We start from the raw sequence: 13,695 nt of genomic DNA, 5'->3' as shown, positions 1-13,695 counted from the left end.
ATTACAGTAATGAGTAAAGAACTATTAGGTGCCCTTAGCACACTGGAAAGTGAAAAGGGCATCAAAAAGGAAATCGTGATTGAAGCCTTAGAAGCTGCTTTAACCTCAGCTTATAAGCGTAACTACGGCCAAGCGCAAAACGTCGAAGTTGCCTTTGACCAAAAAAAGGGTGATGTTCACGTCTATGCAGTTAAGAAGGTCGTTGATCAAGTTTATGATTCACGACTTGAAGTTAGCTTAGACGATGCGTTACAGGTCAGTCGAGGTTATGAATTAGGTGATGACATCAAATTTGAGGTCACACCTAAGAACTTTGGTCGAATCGCCGCTCAAACTGCTAAACAGGTCATCATGCAACGGGTCCGTGAAGCAGAACGATCATTGATTTTTGACCAATACAGCCAGTATGAAAATGAAATCATCACGGGTGAAGTTGAACGTCAAGATAACCGGTTCGTTTATGTGAGCCTTGGCAACGTTGAAGCCGTCATGAGTCGTCAAGATCAGATGCCAAACGAAATGTATCGGATGCACGACCACATTAAGGTGTACGTTACCCGGGTTGAAAATGCAGCCAAGGGCCCACAAGTCTTTGTTAGTCGTACGGATTCAGGTTTGTTAAAGCGGTTATTTGAACAAGAAATTCCGGAAATTTACGATGGTACTGTTGAAATCATGTCAATTGCCCGTGAAGCTGGCGATCGTGCGAAGGTTGCTGTTCGTTCGAACAATCCGGATGTTGATCCGGTTGGGACGAGTGTTGGTCCTCGTGGTCAACGGGTTCAAGCCATTGTTTCTGAACTTGGTGGCGAGAACATGGATATCGTTGAATGGACGGACGATGAGGCCAAGTTCATTGCTAACGCCCTTAACCCAGCTGAAGTGATCGATGTCATTTTTGACGAAAACAACGAGCGTGCTTGCACGGTGATCGTGCCTGATTACCAATTATCACTTGCAATCGGGAAGCGTGGTCAAAATGCTCGGTTAGCCGCCAAATTGACGGGCTATAAGATCGATATTAAGTCTGAAACAGAAGCGGAAGCGACTTTTAACGATCAAGACCAACCCGCTGATGAAGCTGTTTCAGATGATCAAGCACCTGCTGATGATGAAGCAACATCAGCGCAAACTGATTCGAGTGATACCGCTGCTGAATCAGAATTAACTGACGATACGCCGTCAGAAGACTAAGGAGGTAAGCGAACATGAAGAAACGCAAGGTACCAATGCGAAAAGACATTGTGACCGGTGAAATGGCACCTAAAAAGGACCTCGTTCGAATTGTTCGAGACAAAGATAACAACGTCTCAGTTGATCCGACTGGTAAAAAGTCTGGTCGCGGTGCTTACATTTCATTAGACGTCAAGGTAGCGCAACAAGCCAAAAAACAGCATACCTTTGACAAAGTTTTCGAAACTAAAGTTGACGCGCAGTTTTATGACGATTTGGTGGCATACGTGGACCATCAACAAGCTCGTCGGGCGTTGTTTGAAGATGGCCAAGACTAGCGCTTTTTTACAGCTTTTAGGTTTGGTCAGACGTGCCAATCAACTGGTGACCGGTGAAGGATTTGTCTTAAAAGCCATCCAAGGTCAGTCAATTGCAGTTGCAATTATCGCCAGTGATACTGGTGCGTCAAGTATGAAAAAGCTTCGTGATAAGGCCGCGTTTTATCACGTTGACTTAATTACCGCATTTACTAAAGAACAACTTAGCCAAGCGACCGGGATGAACCGGACAGCATACGGCGTGAAAGATCCTGGATTTGCTAGGAAGTTAATCGAACTAGTTAATATCAAAGGAGAGTGAAGATATGGGCAAAAAGCGAATTTACGAATTAGCTAAAGAACTTAACGTATCAAGCAAAGCGATGATCGATAAGGCCCAAGAAAAGGGGTTTGACGTGAAAAATCACATGTCATCATTAGGAAGTAACGAAGAACGGCAATTGCGCGAGAGTTTTGGTACCAAAGGTGGTAGTAGCAAACCTGCTGCATCTCAAGCAGCCAAGCCTGCAACTGGTCACCAAAGTAGTCAAACCACGCATCGTTCAAACAGCAACCATTCGACGGGTAACGGCTCACAAAACCGGACTCAGTCTGGCAATCGAAGCCAAAGTAACGGTAACCACACACAAAATAACAGTGGCAATCGTTCACAACAATCGAATAATCGCAGTCAGAGCAATAGTGGTAACCGGTCGCAACAATCAAGCAACCGTAGCCAGAGCAACGGTAGTAATCGTTCACAGCAATCAAACAATCGTAGCCAAAACGGCAATGGTAACCATTCACAACAATCTGGTAACCGTAATCAATCAAGCAACCACTCACAAGGCAGTAGTAACAATAACCGCAATCACAGTGGTTCAGGTCGTTTCGGTGGCAGTTTGAACAGTGGTGGTAATGGTGGTGGCCGAAACGGCAACCGTAACAACCGCAAAAACAACCGCCGTCGTAACAACAATAACCAACGCTACAACAAAAAGAACCAACGAATCAAAGATACTAATCAACATAAGGGTGCGCCAGAACGTAAGAACAAGGCATTGCCAGAAACATTGGTTTACAGTGTTGGCATGAATGCTCAAGATCTTGGAAAACTCTTGCACCGTGAACCCGCTGAAATCGTGAAGAAGTTATTCATGTTAGGTGTTATGGTTAACCAAAACCAATCACTTGATAAGGATACTATTGAAATCTTAGCTTCTGAATACGGTATTGGTGCGGAAGAAAAGGTTGAAGTCGATGTCACTGATATTGACAAGTTCTTTGAAGAAGAAGCCAACAACACTGATCACTTAGAAAATCGACCACCAGTTGTGACGATCATGGGTCACGTTGACCATGGGAAGACGACGTTATTGGATCACTTGCGTCATTCACACATTACCGCGGGTGAAGCCGGTGGGATCACACAAGCTATTGGGGCCTATCAACTCAAGCACCAAGGTAAGACCATTACTTTCTTGGATACCCCAGGACACGCGGCCTTCACCGAAATGCGGGCGCGTGGTGCTGACATTACCGATATTACCATTCTGGTGGTGGCTGCTGATGACGGCGTGATGCCACAAACCATTGAAGCCATCAACCATGCCAAGGCTGCTGAGACACCAATTATTGTTGCCGTTAACAAGATTGATAAGCCAGGCGCTAACCCTAACCATGTGATGGAACAATTGACTGAATACGGTCTAATTCCTGAAGACTGGGGCGGTGACACGATTTTCGTTCAAATCTCTGCTAAGTTTGGTAAGAACATTGACGAATTACTGGATATGATCTTACTTCAATCAGAAGTGATGGAATTAAAGGCTAACCCACAACAAAATGCCGCAGGTTCAGTTATCGAAGCTAAGTTGGATCAAGGTAAGGGTTCAGTTGCCACATTACTTGTTCAACAAGGGACCATGCACGTCGGTGATCCAATTGTGGTTGGTAATACTTTTGGTAAAGTTAGAACGATGGAAAACGAACTGGGTAAGGCTATCAAGAAAGCCACCCCATCGACACCAGTCGAAATCACTGGTTTAAGCGATGTGCCCGAAGCCGGGGACCGATTTGTGGTCTTTGACGATGAAAAAACGGCTCGCGCTGCTGGTGAAGAACGGGCTAAGAACGCCTTGATGGAAGAACGTCGCTCGAAGAACACGGTTACGCTCGACAACTTATTTGACACCATGAAAGATGGCGAAATGAAGGAAGTCGAAGTTATCATTAAAGCGGATGTTCAAGGTTCCGTAGAGGCCTTGGCTAACAGTCTGAACAAGATTGAAGTTGAGGGCGTGCGGGTTAACATCTTGCATACAGCCGTTGGTGCAATTAACGAAAGTGATGTGACCCTTGCAGAAGCAAGTAATGCGATCATCATTGGGTTTAATGTCCGGCCAACACCACAAGCAAAGGCGCAAGCTGAACAAGATCAAGTTGATATTCGACTTCACCGTGTGATTTATAACGCGATTGATGAAATCGAACACGCCATGAAGGGTAAGCTTGAACCAACTTATGAAGAAGAAGTGATTGGTCAAGTTGAAGTCCGTGAAATCTTTAAGGCATCTAAGATTGGAACCATTGCTGGTGGGATGGTCACTGAAGGCCACGTTTCCAATGATTCTGACGTGCGTTTGATCCGTGACTCAGTCGTGATTTATGAAGGTAAGCTTGGTAGTTTGAAGCGGTTCAAAGATGACGTTAAAGACGTTAAGCAAGGTCATGAATTAGGCCTTACCATTGAGAATTATAACGATATCAAGGTTGGCGATGTGATCGAAGCCTACGTCATGAAAGAAGTACCAATCGAATAGGTTGACAACAAATTTTAGGTGGTGAAAAAATGGCACATTATCGTGTGGGACGTCTAGAACAAGAAATTCAGCGTGAAGTTAACGATATTTTACTCAAACGAGTTCGGGATCCGCGCGTTCAAGGGATTACCGTTACCGGGGTAGAAGTCACTGGCGACTTACAACAGGCAACCATTTATTACAGTATTTTGTCTGACAAAGCCTCTGATGGTGAAAAAGCAGCTGCTGGCTTAACGAAGGCAACTGGGCTCATTCGAAGTGAATTAGGGTCACGTCTAAACATTTTTAAGACGCCTGAACTCCAATTCGAACGAGATCAATCAGTTAAATATGGTAGTCGAATTGATGAATTACTGAATAAATTGCATCAAGAAGACCGCTAAGCTAAATCGGAGTATTTGTCACTCGGATTTATGCCAAACAAAAAATCTGCAAAGCCTGTTAACATGGGTTTTGCAGATTTTTTTGATACAGGATTGACCATAAAGCGTGCTATAATAATTTAGTTAACCTTAAACGAAATGGAGCATTCATAAATGGATGGGATTATTCCACTTTACAAAGAACGTGGCATGACAAGTCACGATTGCGTGAATCACCTACGCAAAATACTGCATATGAAGAAGGTTGGTCATTCTGGTACGTTAGATCCCAACGTGGATGGCGTCTTACCAATTTGTATTGGTAGTGCCACCAAAGTGGTGGATTATTTAATGACTCATCGCAAGGTTTATCGAGGAAGCGTGACTTTGGGCTTTGCGACCGAAACGGAAGATCTGGACGGCCAAGAAGTAGATCGAGTTGCAATTGATCAACCAATTGCGGCGTCGACAATTGACGCTGTGATGGCTGCAATGGTGGGCGAACTCAAGCAGATTCCGCCGATGTACTCTGCCGTTAAGGTGAATGGCCGGAAGCTTTACGAATATGCTCGGGCTGGCCAGACCGTTGAGCGACCGGTTCGGACCGTCACTATTTCTGAATTTAAGCGAACGAGTGACGTGGTCTTTGATGAACAGGATAAAACTCAGCGATTCGACTTTGAAGTGGTTTGTTCAAAGGGGACCTACGTTCGAACTTTAGCAGTTGAAGTGGGTGTTAAACTCGGATTACCAGCTGTGATGTCATCCTTAACTCGGGTGGAGAGCGGTGGCTTCAAACTTGATGAGACGGTATCGCTTGAGACGATTCGCCAGCGGTTGGCCGATGATGACACCGGCTTTATTTTTCCAATCGATCGTGTGTTAAGCCAGTATCCAACCGTTGCGATGAGTGATGAACAGTGGGCTGTCGTTAAAAATGGTGTTTGGTTATTACCAGACGAAGTCGCTTCAACGGCACCAATTGTGGCGTTAAGTTTTCAAAAACAAATCAAGTGTTTGTATCAACGCGTTAATAATCGATACAAACCATTAAAAATGTTTAGTACTAAGTAGAAAGTTGAGACGATATTATGCAGGTTATTCAGATTCATCATCCGATGTCTAAAACGGATGCATTACAGCAACCAGTTGTTTTGGCAATGGGTTTTTTTGACGGTGTTCATCGTGGTCATCAAGCGGTGTTGCAACGTGCAAAGACAATTGCAGATGAGCGTGGCCTTGCATTAGCGGTTTTGACTTATGATCATCATCCAGCCTTGGTGTACGAAAAACTCAGTCGTGAACGTAATCGTTATATCACCGTTAATCAAAGGAAAATGGCACTTTTTGAGCAATTAGGTGTTCAAATTGTTTATCAAGTTAATTTTTCAAGTCAATTTGCAGCTTTGAAACCTCAAGAATTTGTCGATCAATACCTCATCGGGTTTCACGCTCAAGTGGTGGTAGCTGGCTTTGACCATACCTATGGACCAAAAGACGTGGCAACAATGGCTCGCTTACCAGAATTTGCGAAGGGGCGTTTCGAGATTGTCACGGTTGGTAAGGCGGAGATGCAGACTAAGAAGATTAGTTCGTCGCGAATTCGTCATAATCTCGATCAGGGTGATCTTCAAACGGTTAACGAGTTACTTGGGTATCGTTATCGAACTGTTGGGACGGTCATGCACGGAGAAGCTCGTGGCCGAACATTAGGCTATCCAACTGCTAATGTGAGTCATGATGCAAAATACTGGCTACCAGGGATCGGGGTTTACGTCACCCGACTTAAAATTGGCAATCAGTGGTATCAGGCGATGACTTCAATTGGCCGCAACGTGACCTTTGGTGACGGCAGACCAGTCACCGTGGAAGCTTACATCTTAGATTTTCATCAGGCAATTTATGGGGAAGTCGTCACCGTGGAATGGCTGTATCGACTTCGAGGTGAAGTTAAATTTGACTCAGTTGAGGGACTGGTGGCACAACTTGATCAAGATGCGCTTGACACGAAAGCCTACTTTGAAGCGCATTCATTAACAAAATTAGCACTCGAATGAATTAAATGCTAAAAAAGTCGGCTGAATACTTGACTTAAAAATCAGCGTTTGATACATTATATATGTGTCTTAGCACTTGGATACTATGAGTGCTAAAAAGAGGTGATGATCACGTTAACGGACAGGCAGAAAATGATTTTAAAGGCGATTGTTCGCGATTATACGAGCAGTGGTGTTCCTGTTGGCTCCAAGGCGTTAGCGACGCAGTTACCGCTTCACGTTAGTTCAGCAACGGTCCGTAACGAAATGGCGGCACTTGAAGAGTTGGGCTTAATTACTAAGACCCATTCAAGTTCAGGTCGAATTCCTTCGGTGAAGGGATATCGTTATTACGTGGACCACTTGGTTCAACCAGATCCGATCAAGGCCAATGATATTGATTTGATCAAGTCATCATTGGATGGACAGTTCGTTAAAATCGATGAGATTATTGAAACATCGGCTAAGATCTTGTCCAATCTGACATCATACACAGCGTTTACTTTAAAACCGGAATTAAAAGAGAGTCGCTTAAGTGGTTTTCGATTGGTTCCGCTTGGTAAACGTCAGGTGATGGCAGTGTTGGTCACTGATAACGGCGATGTCGAATCTCAAACGTTTAACATTGCGCCTAATATCAGTGGTGATCAGTTGGAAGCAGTCGTACGTTTGATTAACGATCAATTGGTTGGTCAACCGCTCAACTCGGTGTTACAAGCCCTTCAGACTGAAATTCCGCTCCAAGTCGGGCAGTACTTACAACGACCAGATGGTTTCTTGAAAATCTTTGGTGATGTGTTAACCAAGGCTGCTCAGGAGCGCTTTTACGTTGGTGGTCGGTTGAACTTGTTGAACTTTTCGGATAGTAGTGACGTCGATGAATTGAAGTCACTTTATACGTTGATGGATCGGACTGATGATATGGCGAGTGTGTTAGGTCAACCGTCAGATCACATTCAAGTGAAGATCGGTAGTGAGATCACCAATGACATTTTGAAGGACTACAGTTTAATTACTGCAACCTATGAGGTCGGTGATCACGGTAAAGGTGTGATTGCACTGTTGGGTCCGACACGGATGCCATATTCGCGTATGATTGGCCTAGTTGGTGCATTTCGACAGGAGTTAGCACAACGGCTCATCGATTATTATCGATATTTTGATCAGTAGTAAAGGGGTGTTAAAGTGGCAGAAGATAAAACTAATCAACCGGCAAGTGAAGCGGCTGATGAACAAGCAACATCAGCAACTAACGCACAAAGTGCAGAGGTGACTGATCAAACCAGTTCTGAGGCGACTGACTCAGCCTCTGAATCGGCAACTTCGACTCAGACTGATTTAGCAAGTGCACTGGCACAAGTTGCGGATCTCAAAAAGCAGCTTGAGCAAGCCTCTGACCAGAATTTACGTGCGCAAGCCGAGATTCAAAATATTCAGACGCGCAACAAGAAAGATCAAGCGGCTTTGATCAAGTATGATGGGCAGCAATTGGCCCATGATATTTTACCAGCACTTGATAATTTGGAACGGGCCTTGAGTATGCCGATTGAAGGCGAACAGGCTGATTCATTTAAAAAGGGAATTGAAATGGTTCAAAAGCATCTGGTTGAGGCGCTCACTAAAAATGGTGTCACCGAAATCAAGGCCGCGGGCGAAAAATTTGATCCAACGGTTCATCAAGCCGTTCAGTCAGTTCCGGCTGAATCTGATGATCAAAAAGATCATGTGACACAGGTCCTTCAAAAAGGGTATCAATTAAAGGACCGCGTGTTGCGTCCCGCAATGGTTATGGTTGCGCAATAAGCAATTATTTCCGAATCAAACTTTAAAAAGAAGGTAAATTATACATGGCAAGTAATAAAATTATTGGTATTGACTTAGGTACGACAAACTCAGCAGTTGCGGTTCTCGAAGGTAACGAACCTAAAATTATTCCAAACCCAGAAGGCGGTCGGACGACACCATCAGTTGTTGCGTTCAAAGATGGCAAGCCATCGGTTGGTGAAGTTGCTAAGCGTCAAGCAATTACTAACCCTAACACGGTTTCATCAATTAAGAGTCACATGGGTGAAGCAGGTTACAAGGTTAATATCGAAGGTAAGGATTACACGCCACAACAAATTTCAGCGATGATCTTACAATACATCAAGGGCTTTGCTGAAGATTATATTGGTGATGAAGTCACTCAGGCAGTTATTACAGTGCCAGCTTACTTCGATGATTCTCAACGTCAAGCGACTAAAGATGCTGGTAAGATTGCTGGCTTGGACGTTAAGCGGATCATTAACGAACCAACGGCTTCTTCATTAGCTTACGGTCTGGATAAGCAAGATGCTGACGAAAAGATCCTCGTTTATGACTTGGGTGGTGGGACGTTTGACGTTTCTGTCCTCGATTTAGGCGACGGCGTGTTTGATGTATTGTCAACCAATGGTGATACGCATCTTGGTGGTGACGACTTTGATAAGAAGGTCATGGATTGGTTAATTGAACAATTCAAGGCTGAAAATGGCATTGATTTATCTAAGGATAAGATGGCCATGCAACGTTTGAAGGAAGCCGCTGAAAAAGCCAAGAAGGACTTGTCAGGTGTAAGTGAATCACAAATTAGCTTGCCTTTCATCTCTGCTGGTGAAAACGGCCCATTGCACTTGGAAGCAACGTTATCACGTGCCAAGTTCAATGAATTGACTTCTGACTTAGTTGAACGGACTCGGATTCCAGTTGAAAACGCCTTGAAAGATGCTGGCTTATCTGCTGGTGAGTTAGACGTTGTCATCTTAAATGGTGGGTCAACTCGAATTCCAGCCGTTCAAGAAGCCGTTAAGAAGTGGACTGGCAAGGAACCAAACCACTCGATCAACCCTGATGAAGCCGTTGCTTTAGGTGCCGCCGTTCAAGGTGGGGTCTTGACCGGTGACGTTAAGGACGTTGTTTTACTTGATGTCACACCATTGTCACTTGGTATCGAAACCATGGGTGGCGTCTTCACTAAATTGATTGATCGGAACACCACGATTCCAACCAGCAAGTCACAAGTCTTCAGTACTGCCGCTGACAATCAACCTGCTGTTGATATTCACGTGCTCCAAGGTGAACGGCCAATGGCTGCTGACAACAAGACGTTGGGTAACTTCCAACTAACTGATATTCCTGCTGCGCCTCGTGGTGTGCCTCAAATCGAAGTGACCTTTGATATTGACCGTAACGGGATTGTTAACGTTTCGGCTAAGGATAAGGGGACTGGTAAGGAACAAAAGATCACCATCAAGAGTTCTGGTGGCTTGTCAGACGACGAAATCGACAAGATGATGAAGGAAGCCCAAGAAAACGAAGAGGCTGATAAAGCTCGTAAGGAAGAGGCTGACTTGAAGAACGAAGTCGATCAATTACTCTTTACAGTTGATAAGACTTTGGATGAAGTTAAGGACAAGGTTTCTGATGACGAAATTCAAAAGGCTAAGGATGCGCGTGACGCATTAAAGAAGGCCCAAGAAGATAACAACGTTGAAGAAATGAAGACTAAGAAGGATGATTTGAACAAGATCGTTCAAGATTTATCCGTTAAACTTTATCAACAAGCCCAAGAACAACAAGGTGCTGCTGGTGCTGATGGCGCAGCCGATGGTAAAGCTTCTAATTCCGATGATAAGGGTAGTGATGGTCAAACATTTGACGGTGACTTCTCTGAAGTAAACGATGACGATAAAAAGTAATCGTAAACTCAAATAGTTTCAGAAAGTCAAGGCTCAAACGCGGGCTTTGGCTTTTTGTTTCAATGGAACTATGCTATTCTATGGAGTGAACTATTTTTGTTGGAGCGTCTATTCAGTTTGGCCGGACGCAATTTTAGGAGGTTAACATGGCTGGCAAAGATTATTATGAAGTGCTTGGGGTAGGTAAGGATGCTTCCCAGGCTGATATTAAAAAAGCCTACCGTAAATTATCCAAGCAGTATCACCCAGATATTAATAAAGCACCTGGTGCGGAAGAAAAGTTCAAGGAAATTACTGAAGCCTATGAAGTTTTAGGTGATGAACAAAAGCGCGCAAACTACGACCAATATGGCTCAGCTGATGGCCCACAAGGTTTTGGCGGTGGAGCTGGCGGCGCTGGTGGTTTTGGTGGCTTCGGCGACGCTGGTGGTTTTGGCGGCGGTGGCTTCGAAGATATTTTCAGTCAATTCTTTGGCGGCGGTGGTGGCGGTGCGCGTCGTAATCCAAATGCACCGCAACCGGGCCGTGATTTACAGTACCAAATGACCCTTAAATTCGAAGAAGCCATTTTCGGTAAAAAGACCAAGATTAAGTACAATCGTGAAGCGCAATGCCATACCTGTCATGGTAGTGGTGCAAAACCCGGTACAACGCCTGAAACGTGTCATAATTGTGGCGGCTCTGGTTACGTGATGAGCGAAACCAACACGCCACTCGGTCGGATGCGTAGTCAACAAGTTTGTCCCGTTTGCCAAGGAACTGGTAAAGAAATCAAGGAAAAGTGCCCAACTTGTGGCGGTTCTGGTCACGAAGAAGAACGGCATGAAGTTGAAGTTAACATTCCTGCCGGCGTTGATGACGGTCAACAAATGCGGCTGCAAAACCAAGGTGAAGCTGGTCAAAATGGTGGCCCTTATGGGGATTTATTCATCATCTTCTCAGTTCAACCAAGCAAGGTTTTCCAGCGTAACGGCGCTGATATCTACCTCGATAAGGATATTAGTTTCACCCAAGCTGCCTTGGGTGACGAAATCAAGGTTCAAACAGTCCACGGGGATGTTTCTTTGAAGATCCCGGCTGGTACCCAAACTGGTTCGACCTTCCGACTCAAAGGTAAAGGTGCACCAAGATTGCGTGGTAACGGTAACGGTGACCAACGAGTGACCGTAAAAATTGTGACACCAAAGAACCTTAACAAAGCACAACGGACTGCATTAAAAGCATACGCTGAAGCCAGCGGTGAACAAGTGGGGTCAGGCAAAGGTAATTTTTTTGACAAAATGAAGGATGCCTTTGATAACTAACGACATCTGATATCAATCATGAAGGAAGTTCGGAACGAAGTTTAGTTGCCGAACTTTTTTCATAGCCGATTCTGGTATAATAAATGGTAAGATTGATTTTTAAAGGAGAATGACTATGGATCTTGAACAAATGAAGGCGCACCAACGTGAGATCCGAAATTTTTCAATTGTCGCTCACATCGATCATGGTAAGTCAACTTTGGCCGATCGTATTTTGGAATTGACGGATACCGTCGCCAAACGCGATATGCAAGACCAATTACTTGATAACATGGATCTTGAGCGGGAACGTGGAATTACGATTAAACTAAACGCCGTGGAATTAACTTACACAGCCAAGGATGGCCATACGTACGAATTTCACCTAATTGATACACCAGGTCACGTGGATTTCTCGTATGAAGTTTCGCGTTCATTGGCAGCCTGTGAAGGTGCCGTTTTAGTGGTGGATGCTGCTCAGGGTGTTGAGGCACAAACGCTGGCTAACGTTTACTTGGCACTGGATGATGACCTTGAGATTTTACCGATTATCAATAAAATTGACTTGCCATCAGCTGATCCGGAGCGGGTTCGACAAGAGATCGAGGATGTCATCGGTATCGATGCCTCTGAAGCCGTTTTGGCCAGCGCTAAAAAAGGCATTGGGATTGAAGACTTATTGGAACAGATCGTCCATAAAATTCCGGCGCCGGATGGTGATTTACAAGCACCTTTGCGTGCTTTGATTTTTGATTCGGTTTACGATGATTATCGTGGTGTCGTGTTGAGTGTTCGGCTTTTTGAAGGTACCGTGAAACGCGGAGACCGCATCAAATTTATGAACTCTGGTGCCGAGTACGAAGTGACTGAAGTCGGGGTGAACTCTCCTAACCCTATTAAGCGAGACGAATTGATTGCTGGTGAAGTTGGTTATATCACTGCCAGCATTAAAGATATTACGGATACCCGGGTTGGTGATACCGTCACCAGTGCTGTTAATCCAGCAGATAAGCCATTACCTGGTTATCGTGAAATGGCACCAATGGTTTATGCCGGGCTATACCCAACCGATAATGCGAAGTACGTAGATCTGAGAGAAGCGCTTGAAAAGCTAAAGTTAAATGATGCTGCGCTCGAATTCGAACCCGAATCCTCACAGGCTTTGGGCTTTGGTTTCCGGTGTGGCTTCCTAGGCATGTTGCACATGGACGTGGTGCAGGAACGATTGGAGCGGGAATTCAATCTTAATTTGATTACCACGGCCCCGTCAGTAACCTACCGGGCTAATTTAACGGATGGTAGCGTTAAAGAAGTTGAAAACCCATCTGATATGCCAGAAACCTCTGAGATTCGGAGTATTGAAGAACCATACGTTAAAGCAACCGTGATGGTACCAAACGACTACGTGGGCTCAGTTATGGAACTTTGCCAGCGTCGCCGGGGACAGTTTGTCACGATGGAGTACTTGGATGATTACCGGGTTAACGTGGTGTACAAAATGCCACTGTCTGAAATCATCTTCGACTTTTTTGATAAGCTAAAGTCGTCCACCAAGGGCTATGGTTCATTGGACTACGAACTGGACGAGTATCAACAAAGTGACTTAGTTAAAATTGATATTTTGCTGAATGGTGACAAGGTGGATGCGTTGAGCTTTATCTCTCACCGTCAGTTTGCAGAAAAACGTGGTCGTGAAATTGCCGTTAAGTTAAAGGGCATTATTCCACGACAAAACTTCGAGATTCCAATTCAAGCCGCAATCGGGGCCAAAGTCATTGCGCGTACCAATATCCGTGCCTACCGTAAGGATGTAACCGTGAAGATTCATACCGGGGATCCAGATCGACGGGCGAAGTTATTGGATAAACAAAAAAAGGGTAAGGAACGGATGAAAGCCGTTGGGACAGTGGATGTCCCTCAAGAGGCGTTCATGGCCGTCCTGCAATCCGATGATGAGGATAGCGGCGGTAAATAGGCGTTTGCTCA

At 44.8% G+C, this 13,695-nt stretch carries 12 protein-coding genes; all 12 read left to right on the top strand.

Annotated elements, in window-relative coordinates:
- Positions 1 to 9: 9 nt before the first annotated feature.
- The 12 genes from nusA (at position 10) to lepA (ending at position 13,684) form a co-directional block, all read left to right on the top strand.
- A complete protein-coding gene (gene nusA / locus FD04_RS07490) occupies positions 10 to 1,194 on the top strand; it encodes a transcription termination factor NusA (protein ID WP_056948012.1) in 1,185 nt (394 codons plus the stop codon).
- A 14-nt stretch (positions 1,195 to 1,208) separates the two neighbouring features.
- Entirely contained in the window at positions 1,209 to 1,511 is a 303-nt protein-coding gene (gene rnpM, locus FD04_RS07485; protein ID WP_054701070.1) for an RNase P modulator RnpM, read from the top strand.
- The gene (locus FD04_RS07480; protein WP_056948010.1) at positions 1,498 to 1,812 is read left to right on the top strand and encodes a L7Ae/L30e/S12e/Gadd45 family ribosomal protein; all 315 of its coding nucleotides are present in this window, start codon (positions 1,498 to 1,500) and stop codon (positions 1,810 to 1,812) included. The genes rnpM and FD04_RS07480 overlap by 14 nt, the downstream gene beginning before the upstream one ends.
- Positions 1,813 to 1,816: 4 nt before the next feature.
- Positions 1,817 to 4,312, top strand: coding sequence for a translation initiation factor IF-2 (gene infB, locus FD04_RS07475; protein WP_056948009.1), 2,496 nt, complete (start codon positions 1,817 to 1,819; stop codon positions 4,310 to 4,312).
- A gap of 29 nt (positions 4,313 to 4,341) precedes the next feature.
- Complete coding sequence (gene rbfA / locus FD04_RS07470) at positions 4,342 to 4,695, top strand: 30S ribosome-binding factor RbfA (protein WP_054701067.1); 354 nt, start codon at positions 4,342 to 4,344, stop codon at positions 4,693 to 4,695.
- A 153-nt stretch (positions 4,696 to 4,848) separates the two neighbouring features.
- On the top strand, positions 4,849 to 5,748 hold the full coding sequence (truB, locus tag FD04_RS07465) for a tRNA pseudouridine(55) synthase TruB (RefSeq protein WP_054701064.1): 900 nt from the start codon (positions 4,849 to 4,851) through the stop codon (positions 5,746 to 5,748).
- A 17-nt stretch (positions 5,749 to 5,765) separates the two neighbouring features.
- The gene (ribF, locus tag FD04_RS07460) at positions 5,766 to 6,731 is read left to right on the top strand and encodes a riboflavin biosynthesis protein RibF (protein ID WP_056948007.1); all 966 of its coding nucleotides are present in this window, start codon (positions 5,766 to 5,768) and stop codon (positions 6,729 to 6,731) included.
- A gap of 105 nt (positions 6,732 to 6,836) precedes the next feature.
- Positions 6,837 to 7,880, top strand: a complete 1,044-nt coding sequence (gene hrcA / locus FD04_RS07455; protein WP_054701061.1) for a heat-inducible transcriptional repressor HrcA — start codon at positions 6,837 to 6,839, stop codon at positions 7,878 to 7,880.
- Between the two features lie 15 nt (positions 7,881 to 7,895).
- Positions 7,896 to 8,513, top strand: coding sequence for a nucleotide exchange factor GrpE (gene grpE / locus FD04_RS07450; protein ID WP_054701057.1), 618 nt, complete (start codon positions 7,896 to 7,898; stop codon positions 8,511 to 8,513).
- A 44-nt stretch (positions 8,514 to 8,557) separates the two neighbouring features.
- Positions 8,558 to 10,426, top strand: coding sequence for a molecular chaperone DnaK (gene dnaK, locus FD04_RS07445; protein WP_054701054.1), 1,869 nt, complete (start codon positions 8,558 to 8,560; stop codon positions 10,424 to 10,426).
- A 146-nt stretch (positions 10,427 to 10,572) separates the two neighbouring features.
- Positions 10,573 to 11,730: a molecular chaperone DnaJ gene (dnaJ, locus tag FD04_RS07440; RefSeq protein WP_056948005.1), complete on the top strand. Its 1,158-nt coding sequence runs from the start codon at positions 10,573 to 10,575 to the stop codon at positions 11,728 to 11,730.
- 115 nt (positions 11,731 to 11,845) lie between these two features.
- The gene (gene lepA / locus FD04_RS07435; RefSeq protein WP_056948003.1) at positions 11,846 to 13,684 is read left to right on the top strand and encodes a translation elongation factor 4; all 1,839 of its coding nucleotides are present in this window, start codon (positions 11,846 to 11,848) and stop codon (positions 13,682 to 13,684) included.
- Positions 13,685 to 13,695 lie beyond the last annotated feature (11 nt).

It is taken from the genome of Secundilactobacillus odoratitofui DSM 19909 = JCM 15043 (assembly GCF_001434895.1).
Lineage (GTDB): Bacteria > Bacillota > Bacilli > Lactobacillales > Lactobacillaceae > Secundilactobacillus > Secundilactobacillus odoratitofui.
Note: the sequence above shows the minus strand (reverse complement) of the source record. Positions and strands in the feature narration are given on the sequence as shown.